This window comes from Mesotoga sp. UBA6090 (assembly GCF_002435945.1).
Lineage (GTDB): Bacteria > Thermotogota > Thermotogae > Petrotogales > Kosmotogaceae > Mesotoga.
In genome coordinates this window covers 1-12,483 of the sequence record NZ_DIXC01000032.1, presented here as the reverse complement: position 1 = coordinate 12,483, position 12,483 = coordinate 1, and the positions used below count along the sequence as shown (strand labels likewise).

The following is a 12,483-nucleotide window of genomic DNA, read 5'->3' as shown; positions in this document are numbered from 1 at the left end:
GTTCATATAATCTGAGGAAGAGCCTCAAGATTGCCAGATTTGGCCTTAAGGAAATGTTGCCTTCAAGAGAGACTTCCAGGTATTACGAAAACGAAAGCCTCGGATACAGAATTCGCAGTTATTGCTTTGCGGCTTCAGCGGCAAGAATGTCAGGTGTTCCGCTTCCTGTAATGAGTAGTGCGGAAGAGGTAACCAGGGAATTGTAGCCACACTTCCAGTGGCTCTAACCGGTGAACACTTCCAAAAAACCGCGAAGACATTTCAAGAGCAGTAGCTATGAGCCACCTTTTCTCCGGTTACACAAAGAACAAGCTCGGCATGGTTGCCCCGATCTGCGGATGTATTACAGCCGCCGGAACGGGAGCCACAGCAGGAATTACCTATCTTCTTGGAGGAACAAGGGAGACTATTGAACAGGCAATGCTTACTATACTATCAAGCACGACGGGAATCATGCGCGATGGTGCAAAAGAGAGCTGTTCATTGAAGGCGGGCCTTGGAGGCCAGGAAGCATATAGCTGTGCATTACTGGCAATAAACAATCTTGGAGTTAATTCAGAGCAGGGATTCATATCCACTACTCTTGACAGGTCGATAGAAAAATTCTGGTCCTTCTTTCAAAAGGTATGTCAAAGATCGACTCAGCAATAGTTGAGGTACTTGAAAATAGAAAAAAGAAAAACGAAAGATATTCCTTGAGTATAGCTGTGGATTAGACATCAATCCTTGACTAAAGACTCTACTTAAGTAACCCGTGAAATCAGAGAACTCTTGGCGTACTAAATAACAATGAGAGAAAGCTCTGTATAATTACATGAAGAAACGGCTTCATTATGTACATGAACCGCCATTATTCTTTGTACGCGATACTCTAATATTTTAAGAAAAACCGGATTCATTGAATGTGGCGGGTGGATTCTCGATACTTGAAGTATAAACCACACTACTCTTTATCCATCCAAAGCATTCTTCAAATCAGAAATGTTTCTTCCTATTGTCTTAGGCGCCTCAAGAAGCTTACCAAATGATGAGATGGCCTTTAGTCCCGTTCCTGTAACAAGCGCAACGACTGATTCTTCCTCACTTACGATTCCCTCCTTAAGAGCTTTGGCTAAACCTGCTACAGAAGCTGCACCAGTTGGTTCTGCAAAGATACCCTCAAGTCTTGCAATGTCACGGGCTGCATTGACCATCTCACCGTAAGATACGGAGATGGCCGACCCACCTGAATCCCTTATTGCGCGAAGTGCCAGTTCACCGTCGAGCGGGTAAGGAACGCTAATTGCCTTCGCTAAAGTACTGGGCTTTTCCCATCTCTTGATCTTGTTCTTGTGTTTCTTAAAGGCTCTCACTAAAGGTGCACATCCCTCGGCCTGAACGGAAAGAATTCTCGGGAGCTCAGTTATTATACCAGCTTCCATCATCTCCAAAGCCCTTCCAAACTGCAGCAGAAAGACCAGCCCCTCCCACAGGCATTATGACCCAGGCGGGAGTGTTCCATCCAAGATCCTCTGCAATTTCGAAAGCTATGGTTTTTGTACCTTCAAAATGATAAGGATTGACTGCTGCGGCAGTTGTCAGATGAGTCCAGTTATTAGATTCAGATAGATCGGTTATCATATCAATGCAATCGCTCACAGTGCTATTTTCCACAAGAATTAGAGTAGCACCATAGAAGATGGTTTGCACATTTCTTTCAACAGGCGTATCTGCGGGCATCAGAACGAAGCAACAAAGTCCAGCTCTTGCACAATAAGCAACTGTTGCAGGGCCAGCATTTCCGTCAGAAGCGAGAATCATTTTTCCTGAACCGATTTCTGTAGCCTTTCTAACACCCATAGCCGCAGGCGATCCTTGCAAGTGCCGGTAGGGTTCTGAGTCTCGTCTTTCAGCATTATTCTCCCGGTGCTTCCCAACTTTACCTGAAGTCTAACACTAGTAATTAGAGGAGTAGCACCCTCTCCTAGCGTTACACAATCCCTAACATCATCGATCGGGAGTAATTTTTGGTATTTCCATAAGCCGCAAAGGTCTTTATCCGGAAAACCACCAACATCCATTTCGCCAATTTGATTGTATCTGTAATTTAGAGTACTGCCGCACTTAGCACACTTGGGGATACCAACTGAATTGCTGCACTGGAAGCCGCATGCGTCACAACTTTGCACATAATGGCGAGATTTCACATTCCTACCTCACAACTCTTCCGGAAGTATTTCCACCAAGTAGCTTCTCGACCTCATCCCTAGATACGATGTTGAAGTCTCCCTTTATTGTGTGTTTTAGGCATGAGGCAGCTACTCCGAATTCAAGCGCCTTTCTTGGCTCCCAGGAGTTGTCCAGTCCAAAGATCAATCCCGCAGCAAATGCATCTCCTCCGCCTACACGATCGATTATGTTCATGTCGTATTTTGTCGATACCAAGAACTCCCCACCAGTGAGCAGCGATGCCGACCACCTGTTGAAATTGGCATTTACGCTTTCCCTTAGGGAAATTGCAACCGCCTTCAGATCAAATGTGGTCATAAGCCTTGTTGCCACATCTCTGTATCCCTCGACACTTAACCTTCCATCGCTTACATTAGTACCTTTCGCCTTTATTCCAAAGACAGATTCGCTATCTTCCTCATTTGCAAAGAGGACATCAGTATTTTTCATAAGGGAAGTCATAACCTTTCTTGCCTTTTCTTTGCTCCACAGTCTCGCCCTGTAATTGAGATCGCAAGAGACAGTTATTTCTCTCTTCTTGGCCTCTGTCAGAGCTACTTCGCATGTTTCAATCAACCCATCGCTTAGTGCCGGAGTGATGCCTGTAAAGTGAAACCAAGTGGCATCTGAGAAAATCTTTTCCCAGTCGAAATCTCCGGGCTTTGAATTAGCGAAGACCGAGTTGTCACGATCGTAAATAACCTTTGATGGCCTCTGAGAATAACCATATTCGTAGAAGTACTTGCCTAGCCTTCCTTTATCTTTCTGAACAAAACCCGTATCTACACCTTGAATTTTCATATTGCCAATTGCCGCATCTCCAAATTGATCGTCGGACACTTTAGACACGAAACGACTATTTCCACCATACCTTGCAATGGCAACTGCAACATTCGCTTCGGCTCCACCATACACAACCTCGAAATTCGTGGCCTGTTCAAATCTCTCTCCCAACGGAGACGCAAGTCGCATCATTATTTCCCCGAAGGTAACTACTCTCGACATCCAAATCCTCCTCCTACTTCATAAACTGACAATCAACATCTATGAAGACTCCCACTGTAACGTTTGAAAATTGTCAACGCTCGCAATTTATATATTGCAGTTCTTAATCATTTAGATGATAGCACGGTAGATCAAAACCTCCAGCAAAGAGGAATGCAAATCTCTTCAACTTATGAAAAAAATTTTTTCTACGGCTTTCCTAAATGATATATCTAGATTTATCATGTTATTCGCTCGTAGTTCTTTCTCAGTATGTTTTATTGTCTCTCACTACTAATCTGCTGATTTGATTAGAAAGGCAAATCATGTTAGATTATAGTAGAAATTTTTTCTATGAGGGTGATTTACTTGGGAACTCTTCTTGACAAAATAACCAGGGAAAGTGCTGATTTCACCCCGACGATGAAGAGAATCGCCGATGCGATTCTTATGAATCCCTCAGAGGCAGTAAATCTCTCAATAACACAGCTAATGAACAGATCGAGAGTGGGAAGTGAATCGACGATCGTTAGATTCTACAGGCAGCTTGGATATGAGAGCTTTCACGAGTTCAAAGTGACTCTTGCATCGGAGATCGCCGGCTCGTCTTTCTACCATCCCTATGAGGATATCACAATCGATGACACTCCTACAGACGTTGTTAAGAAGATATTCAATGGGTGCATTATGGCATTGAGAGAGAATTCCGAAAGCCCAATCGGAAAGATGATAACCGAAGCCGTAGATCTAGTTGAGAAGAGCAGAAGAATAATATGCATTGGATACGGTGTTTCCGGCTCCATAGCTAACAATTTGTCTTTCAAGCTGAATCTTCTCGGAAAAGATGCTATTTATTGTCCGGATTCACATACAAATGCCGTTACGCTTTCAAAACTTGGTAAGGATGACTGTGTATTTGCAATCTCCCAGTCGGGGGAGAGTAAAGATGTGGTCTTGCCTCTTCAAAAAGTTAAGAATACGGTGAAAATCATCGCGCTTACAGGATTTGCCGATGCAACGCTTGCAAAGATCGCAGATCTCTGCATTGTAGCTGCCGTCCCTGAAGAAATGAACTTGCGTACTGACGCAATCGTTTCGAGATGTGTTCAGATGGTGGTTGTTGACTCCCTCTTCGCTTGTCTTGCGGTAAGAGAGGGCGAGGAATCGCTCGACACTCTTTCATTATCAAGAAGATCATTATCATACCTAAAATTCTAAACTCGGAGGTGCAACTTGGGAGCTTTTAAAGGCATTATTCCACCAGTACTAACAACATTTGACTCAGAGGGAAATATCGATGAGAAACGGTATCTCAATCTCATAGATTTTCTTTCCAGAAAGGTACATGGTTTGTTTGCCTGCGGAACATACGGTTCTGGACCGTTAATGAATGTCGATGAACGAAAGAAAGTAACTGAACTTGCTGTAAAAGGGGCAGAAAACAGGGTTCCTGTTATAGCCCATATAGGTTCGAGCAACCCTGACGACATCTTCGAACTCGCAAAACACGCGAAACGTGCGGGCGCCAAAGCTGTAGCGACAGTTGTGCCCTTCTACTTCCCATACTCTCAGGCGGACATAGTCAGATTTTTTAAGAAGCTAATAGAGTTATCGGAGCTTCCAGTTTTCATCTATAACAACCCAAAGACAACTGGAGTAACAATAGATGTTGAAACACTCAAAAAACTCAAGGACGTGGGGCTGTATGGGATAAAGGACAGTACCTTTGATCTTCTGTATTTCTATGGTGTCAAGTTCAATATGAATATGGATGAATTCTGCTATATTAGCGGAACTGAAGCATTCATAGTCCCCTCAGTAGCACTGGGTGCCGACGCAGCGATCTGTGGTTTAGCGAACGCTCTTCCGGAACCTGTAGTCGAACTGTATGATGAAACTATGAAACCTGATTACAAGAAGGCCCTGGAACTTCAGGTGAGGGTGAACAGACTGAGAGACATTCAGCATTTCGCTCAAAGTATTCCCGCAATTCACGCAATGTTGAAGATGAGAGGTATTGATCCCGGATATCCACGGCACCCCTACACTCTCGTAGAAGACTCCATTTACCAGAAGATCGAGAATGCACTGAAAGAAATGAAGGCACTCTAGGGGGTGAATTGATGAAGAGAGCTCTCGGGCTTGGAGAAATAATGGTGCAGATGAACCCAACCGAAAAGGGGGCTCTTCGTTTTCAGACTCTTTTTGAAAGACATGTGGCAGGTTCTGAAGCGAACACGATTATCCAGATGCAGCGATTGGGAATAGGATGTTCATTCCTGACTGCCGTTGGAGCGGATGAGTTCGGAAAGGTTATAATCGACTCGCTCCGATTAGAAGGAGTAGAAACGGACGGTATCGTTCAAGACCATGCCAACCCAACCGCTGTGTACTTCGTCCAGAGAAGCTATCCTGTGCCGGACAAGACTATGGTCTATTACTATAGAAAAGGCTCGGCTGCTGCACATTTTGGCCCGGATAACTTGAGAGACAAATATTTTGAGGGTGTGGATCTCTTTCTGGTAAGTGGAATAACTCCCGCTCTTAGTGAAAGCTGCAATGAAGCTGCTTTGAGGAGTGTTGAGCTCGCAAAGAAACATGGAGCTCAAGTCGCTTTTGATACCAACATAAGGATCAATCTGCTCAAGACGCGTGAAAACGCGATGAAGATATTAGACCCATTTATTCGAGAAGCAAACATTCTCTTCACCGGTGCCGGCGATTTGGCAATGTTGTTTGGCGACGATACGGAAAAAGCGAGAGAAGAGATCGTAAAGAAGGCGCAATCTGCCGAAATAGCCGTTTTCAAGAAGGGCTCCGACGGAGTGGAAGCCTTAGTAAATGGTAAGAGATATTCAATGCCTTCATACAAGGTCCCGGTGATAGATGAACTGGGGGCGGGCGACGCCTGTGATGGAGCCTTCCTCGCAAGTTACCTTCAGGGGAAAAGCATTGAAGATTCGCTTCGATATGCGAATGTCGCCGGCGCGATAACGGTCAGCTTGAAGGGCGATATTGAACCTTTGCCCGACTGGCAAGCAATTGAAACCTTCCTTAGTGTACACGGTGCAGGCGAGAAGAGGCTACTGAGGTGATTGTGTGAAACCAGAAGTCCTGAGTTTTGGTGAACCTCTTGCAGCATTCTATAGCAAAGATAGACGGAGTCTTTCCAAGGCCGGTGAGTTCGACATGACCTGGGGAGGAGACACCTCAAATGTGGCTCTTGGAATTTCAAAGCTCGGTCATTCCTCAGGCTATATTACTAGAGTTGGGAACGATGCTTTTGGAGAAGGTTTTATCGATCTCTGGAGATCACACAGTGTTGACACGACCAACGTCATCGTCGATACTACTCGTCTAACCGGAGTGTATTTTGCTAGCTTTACTGGTGAAGGACATGAGTTTATTTATAGGAGAAAAGACGCGGCCGCAAGTACATACAGCACAGAAGACGCAGAATCAGTTGATCTTGACGGAGTTAAGATCCTTCACCTAAGCGGAGTTTCTCAGGCGATCAGTAGACAGTGTCTCGAAGCGAGTTTTGCGCTCATGAATAGGGCAAGAGAGAATGGCGCGGTTATCTCATTCGATTTGAATTATCGCAGTAAACTCTGGTCGAGAGATCTTGCGAAATCAATATATCTTAGTGTTATTTCAAATTATGCCGATATAGTCTCTCTAAACGATGACGAGCAAGAGGTGCTAGGCATGAAGGGCAATCCAGACGATGCTGCCAATTCCCTTTTAGAACTCGGCCCCAAAATAGTCGCCCTCAGGTGTGGAGTAAAGGGAGCGGTCATAGCGACCAGAAAGAGAAGCGTGAAGGGCAAAGCAAAGAAGGTTGAAGTAGCTGACACAGTTGGTGCAGGAGACACATTTACAGCATCCTTACTGTGCTGTTACCTGGAAGACAGGGATGTGGAAGATTCCCTTCAGTTTGCACTTTCGGCCGCGGCATTGACTTGTACTAAAACTGGTTCTACAGAAGGACAACCGTCTAAGAAACAGGTTCTCGATTTTCTTGGGGGAAACCCTGTTACTCAATAGGAGGTGTTTTTTGTGAGGAAATTTCTAGTTTTCTTAGTCATCGCTTTGATTGCTTCATCGCTAGCATTTGGCGTTGACTATCCCAGAAAGCCCGTGTCGGTTATCTGCCCCTGGGGTGCAGGCGGTGGAACTGATAGAGTTGCCAGATACGTGGCTAATGAGCTCAGCAAGGCTCTTGGCCAACCATTTACAGTCGTAAACAGAACCGGTGGCGGCGGAGCAGTCGGTCATAGCGCAGGAGTGTATGCGGCGCCAGATGGCTATACTATTACTCTTGTAACTCTGGAGATAGCCAACATGCACTGGCTAGGACTGACAACCATATCCTATGAAGACTTCGAGTACATTGCACAGTTCAACGAAGACGCGGCAGGTGTTATCGTTGCGGCCGATGCCCCATGGAATGATATCCAAGAACTGCTCGCCGATATCAAGGCCAATCCGAATGAGTTCTTCTTCTCCGGCTCAAGTGCCGCTTCAATATGGGACCTCGCCAGAATTGGCATGTTCAATGAAGCGGGCGTTCCCATTGATTCTGTAACATGGGTCCCGACAACGGGCGCCGCAGCATCGATAATCGAACTACTTGGCGGACACGTCGATGTTATTACATGCTCGATAGCGGAAGCAGCTTCTCAACTAGAGAGTGGTCAGCTGAAGGCTCTTGCAGTGATGTCGGATGAAAGATTGGGTAAGTTCCCCAATGTTTCGACTCTCAAGGAACAGGGAATAAACTGGTCTGCAGGTACGTGGAGAGGCATCGCGGTTCCCGTTGGTACTCCAGACGAGGTCAAGGCGATACTTGAGACTGAGGTTTTGAAAATTGCAAACTCCGACGCATTTGCAGAGTTCATGGCAACAAACGGATTTGGAATAAAGATACGAAACGGCGTCGAGTTCTACGAATTCGCGAAGCAGCAGGACAGCGCATGGAAAGAAGTCCTCGAACTCGGAGGGTATATCGAATAAGTTCTGCCAACAGCAGGCGGCCCGTCGGGCCGCCCCTTCTATTTGAGTAATTGGGGTGATTTAATGAATGTCAAGAATATTCTATTCGGGGTGTTTCTTATTTTGCTTGCTGCACTAATATTCTACTTCGGCTGGTCCTTTCCGGCGTATAAGATAAGAGGAGAGACTCTTCCCGGTCCAAAGTTTTTTCCTTTTACTCTGGCTGTGATTCTGATAATCTTCGGCATTTACTTCATCATTAAGAGCGCTGTGATGATAAAGATGAAGAAGTTACCAAAGGATTCAGCTATTGCTTTTGAGGAAAAATTCACTCTTGAGGGAATTAAGAATATTGTTGCGGTAATTGCATCGATTGTTTTCTTTGTGCCGATTATCGAGTTTTTGGGCTTCATTCTTGGGACAATAATTGTGTCATCGATTTTGATGATCGTTCTAAATGTGAAAGTTCTTCGCTCAATCATATATTCAACAATACTTGCAGTTATGATCTTTCTCGTTTTTGGCACTTTGTTCAGAATTCCTCTTCCAGAAGGAATAATCATGAACATTGTCAGGGGGTGAACAGATGGACGCAGTATTAGCAGTCTTCAGCCCTGACGTTATCTTCCCAGTCCTCATGGCAATGACGTTTGGAATTTTCGTAGGTGGTCTACCTGGACTTACGGCAACAATGGCCGTGGCTTTGATAATTCCGATCAGTTACTACATGACTCCTCTCGCCGGTCTTGGAATGGTCCTCGGAGTTTCATTTACTTCTATTTTTTCGGGTGATATTCCCGCTACATTTCTAAGAATCCCGGGAACGCCTGCTTCTGGAGCTGCCGCTCTCGATGGATTTGAGTTGGCTAAGAAGGGTAAAGGATCTCTGGCACTCACCCTGGATCTCTTTTGCTCGGCAATTGGAGGATTGATAGGGATACTGCTACTGATATTGGTTGCGCCGCCTCTGGCAAACTTTGCTCTTCAATTCACTAACTTTGAATACTTCTGGCTCGGTCTTTTTGGCCTCAGCATGAGTGCAGTTCTCAGCAAAGGAAATATGGTGAAAGGGCTTACTTCTGCAGTACTTGGTTTGGCAATTTCCACTATTGGAATAGATGTTACAACCGGCTTCCCAAGATATACATTCAGCAATATTGAGCTAATGGATGGTCTCGGCTTTATCCCGGTTATGATAGGCTTATTCGGAATCTCCGAGGTGCTGAAACGTGTTCAGCAGGGCGCCTCTAAGCTCCAGCTGCCTCCTATCACCGAGAAAGTGAAGATATCTCCGCTCGAAGCTCTTCGAATAATCTGGCAGAACAAGTGGACGCTTATTAAGTCTGCATTTGTCGGTACTTTCGTGGGAGCTCTTCCCGGAGCTGGAGCAGACATTGCGTCGTGGGTGGCCTACGGCGTTGAGAAGAAGACTTCAAGAAACAGTGAAGACTTTGGTAAGGGAAATATCAAGGGAGTAATTGCTCCAACAAGCGCGAACAATGCAGCCCTTGGTGGGACATGGATTCCCGCCCTTGTCTTCGGCGTTCCAGGAGATACTATTACAGCAATAGTTCTCGGAGCGATGCTCATGTACGGTCTGAAACCCGGTCCATTGATATTCATCGAATCGCCCGATTTGGTAAACGGAGTATTTAGTATTGCAATCCTGGCAAATATCTTGCTTATACCAATCGGCTATCTTGGAATCAAAGCATTTGCGTTCGTTCTGAAGATGAAAACAAGCGTTGTTTTGACTGCAGTCGTCCTTTTTTCTATGATCGGATCGTTCGCAATCAGGAACAGTTATTTCGATATCTATGTGATGTTGCTATTTGGCTTCATTGGATTTATGTTTGAAAGACTGTCTGTTCCGTTGGCTCCGATGATACTCGGCTTGATTCTAGGCCCTATGGTAGAGGACAATCTAAGAGTTGGACTTATCAAAACAGGAGGAAGCATGGATCAGTTTTTCACAAGACCGATCTCACTTGTTCTTTTCATTCTGATAGTTCTAGTCTTTCTTGGTGGTCCTGCTCTTGACCTACTAAAGAAGGCCTTTTCGAAAAACAAGAAGGAAGAGTGATGCAAGGAGATAGTAAAATAAGCGATGCCTACCGGCATCGCTTTTCCTTTCACATAACTTGCTCATTCAACCTTGACACCCTTCCAAAAGGCCAGGTAATTCTTGATGTTTGTTGCCTTTTCCATAGGTTCGGGATAGTACCAGGCCGCATTTTCGTTTTTTTCGCCGTCGACAATGATGTTGTAATAGTGAGCTTCACCCTTCCAGTGGCATATGGTAGTGAAATCGCTATGTTCAAGGAAATCTCTGTTTACTGTCCACGGAGGAAAGTAATGATTACCCTCAATTACGATTGTCTGGTCACTATCTGCAATGACTTTTCCCTTCCAAATTGCCGTCATAGGTATCACCTCGCAAAACATATACTCTCAGTAAATGCCGATACTGTGTCTCCACTATTATATGATGGGCACCTCCAATATGAAGTGATTCGAAGAGTCTCTTTGTTTCACCGTTTAATTAGAAGTTGAGTTTTTTCCACAAGGTCGTTTTGTCTCTAAGAAGATCACAGGGATTGACCATAGAATTTATCGAAGAACGCAATATTCGAGCACAATTTCCTTGTCTTCATATATCTGATCTCTTATCTCTTGTTGACTTACCCCAGGATTCCCCCAAGGTGAATGAAACACTTAAGTACAGTTGATCGCATTAGCAGTTGCTTCCCTTATTCCGCTCTCAGGAGCTTCATATCCCCAGAATATCTCCTTCCCACTGATAAAAATCGCTCGTGGCAATCCGAATTCTTCCTTGGCTCCCCTGCTCTTCAATTTCGTGAGTATTCAGAATGACATCTCCTCCAAATTCCTCTACAACTCTCATAACTCTGTATGCCTCTATTTCACTGATTGAACAGGAATTGTCGAAGAAGAGATCCACCACAATCTTCTCCTTAACAGGAGCATAAGAATACTTGCTCACCATCTGTTTCGGCATCTCAGGTTTGCTAGACAAAGTAAGCATCATCAGTCTCTCATCTCAGTTTCTGGAGATCTTGGTAACCGAACTTCTCAAAGAACAGGACTGGAAGGTACCATTTCGGATCCGTGTATCCAAACGCAACTATTCCTTTTCCTGAAAAACTCCTTGCAATATCGATTGCGGTAGACATCACACTCTTTGCTACCCCTCTCTTCTGATAGTTCAATATTACAATCAGGCAGTTTATATCATACAAGTCTTTTCCAGCCGGTCCCCGAGGGGAAATCTCTCTTTAGTGTTGAAACGCGTTTCGAAAATCTTCCTGTTTCATGCTGTTATCAAAAAGAAGACATGTCACTAAGCGCGATTCAAATGCATGCCAGAAACAACATCTCAAGAATACTCTTCCCTAAATCTCGGATCAAGTAGTATTAGTTATATGACTTATTCATTCATTCACATTTCCAAATTCCCGAACTTCAGGAACTCCCGCCGTTTATTCACTCATCTTCGGTCGCATTTTTCATTGTCTAGGGTTTGACAGTACAAATTCTTCATTCGCATAAGTATTGTTCTTTTAAACATAACAATTATTAATTTTACTATTGATTTTGTTGTATTGGTTGTGATATTATTCAATACAAGTGTGCAGAATTTGAGGTGATTCAATGAAAGGTTTGGGGAGGAATTTCTGGCTGTTCACAACTGGAAGATTAGTCTCGCTCATTGGAAGTGGTGTCCAGGCTTTGGCAATCCCGCTTTACATTCTCGATATTACAGGCTCCGGGGCAATGATGGGTACTTTCTCTATTGTTACTATGCTCCCCAGAATACTCTTCGGCCCGATAGCGGGAGTCTTGGGTGATAGATTCAACCGCAAGCTTATCATGATATACATGGATTTTGCTAGAGGAGCCGCGATTCTGACAATAGCATACCTTGCAAACATTGAAGCTCTAACCATAACACTCCTCTTTGTCTTTCAACTAATAGTCTCAACGCTGGATATCTCTTTCGACCCGGCAACAGCCGCTATGCTCCCAGACATCATAGAAGAAGACAACCTAATGAGAGGAAATTCAATTCGGTGAGTAGCCCAGGGGGATTTCACCCCCAGGCTCTCTCAGAACCGGACTTGAACCTCTCGATTCATCCGGCTCCCATTATCCAGCCATATAGAATATCCCCATTGTCCAGTGTACAAATAGATGAGGCTCCCTGCGAGCAAGAGCTTGGAGCCATTTACCCGCTTTTGTGAGGCCTCTCCTTTTCTTGTACTTGTTTCTTACCCA

At 44.7% G+C, this 12,483-nt stretch carries 15 protein-coding genes and 2 pseudogenes; 10 read left to right on the top strand and 7 right to left on the bottom strand.

What is annotated here, in order from left to right:
• Positions 1-206 (top strand): annotated as a pseudogene (locus tag B3K42_RS04815) (hypothetical protein); the annotation flags it as partial.
• A gap of 70 nt (positions 207-276) precedes the next feature.
• Positions 277-651, top strand: coding sequence for an L-serine ammonia-lyase, iron-sulfur-dependent, subunit alpha (locus tag B3K42_RS04810; protein WP_258367155.1), 375 nt, complete (start codon positions 277-279; stop codon positions 649-651).
• A gap of 299 nt (positions 652-950) precedes the next feature.
• Here the strand turns inward: B3K42_RS04810 and B3K42_RS04805 are convergent, their stop codons facing one another.
• The 3 genes from B3K42_RS04805 to B3K42_RS04795 all read right to left on the bottom strand — a co-directional run bounded on the left by B3K42_RS04805 (position 951) and on the right by B3K42_RS04795 (position 3,213).
• Complete coding sequence (locus tag B3K42_RS04805) at positions 951-1,421, bottom strand: pyridoxal-phosphate dependent enzyme (RefSeq protein ID WP_292597182.1); 471 nt, start codon at positions 1,419-1,421, stop codon at positions 951-953.
• Positions 1,399-1,839 (bottom strand): pyridoxal-phosphate dependent enzyme, encoded by a 441-nt coding sequence (locus B3K42_RS04800; RefSeq protein WP_110990003.1) that lies wholly within the window; start codon positions 1,837-1,839, stop codon positions 1,399-1,401. Before B3K42_RS04800 ends, B3K42_RS04805 begins: the two co-directional genes overlap by 23 nt.
• A gap of 351 nt (positions 1,840-2,190) precedes the next feature.
• Positions 2,191-3,213 (bottom strand): sugar kinase, encoded by a 1,023-nt coding sequence (locus tag B3K42_RS04795; protein WP_292597178.1) that lies wholly within the window; start codon positions 3,211-3,213, stop codon positions 2,191-2,193.
• Between the two features lie 333 nt (positions 3,214-3,546).
• Between B3K42_RS04795 and B3K42_RS04790 the strand changes: the two genes are divergently transcribed.
• From B3K42_RS04790 to B3K42_RS04760, 7 genes are all read left to right on the top strand, one after another.
• Positions 3,547-4,410: a MurR/RpiR family transcriptional regulator gene (locus B3K42_RS04790; protein ID WP_292597175.1), complete on the top strand. Its 864-nt coding sequence runs from the start codon at positions 3,547-3,549 to the stop codon at positions 4,408-4,410.
• A gap of 15 nt (positions 4,411-4,425) precedes the next feature.
• Positions 4,426-5,304, top strand: coding sequence for a dihydrodipicolinate synthase family protein (locus tag B3K42_RS04785; RefSeq protein WP_292597172.1), 879 nt, complete (start codon positions 4,426-4,428; stop codon positions 5,302-5,304).
• A gap of 11 nt (positions 5,305-5,315) precedes the next feature.
• Positions 5,316-6,287: a sugar kinase gene (locus B3K42_RS04780; RefSeq protein WP_292597169.1), complete on the top strand. Its 972-nt coding sequence runs from the start codon at positions 5,316-5,318 to the stop codon at positions 6,285-6,287.
• 4 nt (positions 6,288-6,291) lie between these two features.
• Positions 6,292-7,239 carry a sugar kinase gene (locus B3K42_RS04775; protein WP_292597167.1) on the top strand — a complete coding sequence of 316 codons (948 nt, stop codon included), beginning with the start codon at positions 6,292-6,294 and terminating at the stop codon, positions 7,237-7,239.
• A gap of 12 nt (positions 7,240-7,251) precedes the next feature.
• A complete protein-coding gene (locus tag B3K42_RS04770; protein WP_292597165.1) occupies positions 7,252-8,208 on the top strand; it encodes a tripartite tricarboxylate transporter substrate binding protein in 957 nt (318 codons plus the stop codon).
• Between the two features lie 63 nt (positions 8,209-8,271).
• Positions 8,272-8,769 carry a tripartite tricarboxylate transporter TctB family protein gene (locus B3K42_RS04765; RefSeq protein ID WP_292597161.1) on the top strand — a complete coding sequence of 166 codons (498 nt, stop codon included), beginning with the start codon at positions 8,272-8,274 and terminating at the stop codon, positions 8,767-8,769.
• 4 nt (positions 8,770-8,773) lie between these two features.
• Positions 8,774-10,270, top strand: a complete 1,497-nt coding sequence (locus tag B3K42_RS04760; RefSeq protein ID WP_292597158.1) for a tripartite tricarboxylate transporter permease — start codon at positions 8,774-8,776, stop codon at positions 10,268-10,270.
• Between the two features lie 62 nt (positions 10,271-10,332).
• Here B3K42_RS04760 and B3K42_RS04755 read toward each other — a convergent pair whose 3' ends face one another.
• The 3 genes from B3K42_RS04755 to B3K42_RS04745 form a co-directional block, all read right to left on the bottom strand.
• Positions 10,333-10,611: a DUF427 domain-containing protein gene (locus B3K42_RS04755; protein WP_292597156.1), complete on the bottom strand. Its 279-nt coding sequence runs from the start codon at positions 10,609-10,611 to the stop codon at positions 10,333-10,335.
• 346 nt (positions 10,612-10,957) lie between these two features.
• Positions 10,958-11,236: a hypothetical protein gene (locus B3K42_RS04750; protein ID WP_292597153.1), complete on the bottom strand. Its 279-nt coding sequence runs from the start codon at positions 11,234-11,236 to the stop codon at positions 10,958-10,960.
• Positions 11,237-11,243: 7 nt separating this feature from the next.
• Complete coding sequence (locus B3K42_RS04745; RefSeq protein WP_292597151.1) at positions 11,244-11,447, bottom strand: hypothetical protein; 204 nt, start codon at positions 11,445-11,447, stop codon at positions 11,244-11,246.
• Between the two features lie 412 nt (positions 11,448-11,859).
• On the opposite strand from B3K42_RS04745, the gene B3K42_RS04740 reads away from it, so the two are divergent.
• Positions 11,860-12,282 carry an MFS transporter gene (locus B3K42_RS04740; protein WP_292597149.1) on the top strand — a complete coding sequence of 141 codons (423 nt, stop codon included), beginning with the start codon at positions 11,860-11,862 and terminating at the stop codon, positions 12,280-12,282.
• 72 nt (positions 12,283-12,354) lie between these two features.
• Here B3K42_RS04740 and B3K42_RS13745 read toward each other — a convergent pair.
• Positions 12,355-12,483: pseudogene (locus B3K42_RS13745) on the bottom strand (group II intron reverse transcriptase/maturase); the annotation flags it as partial.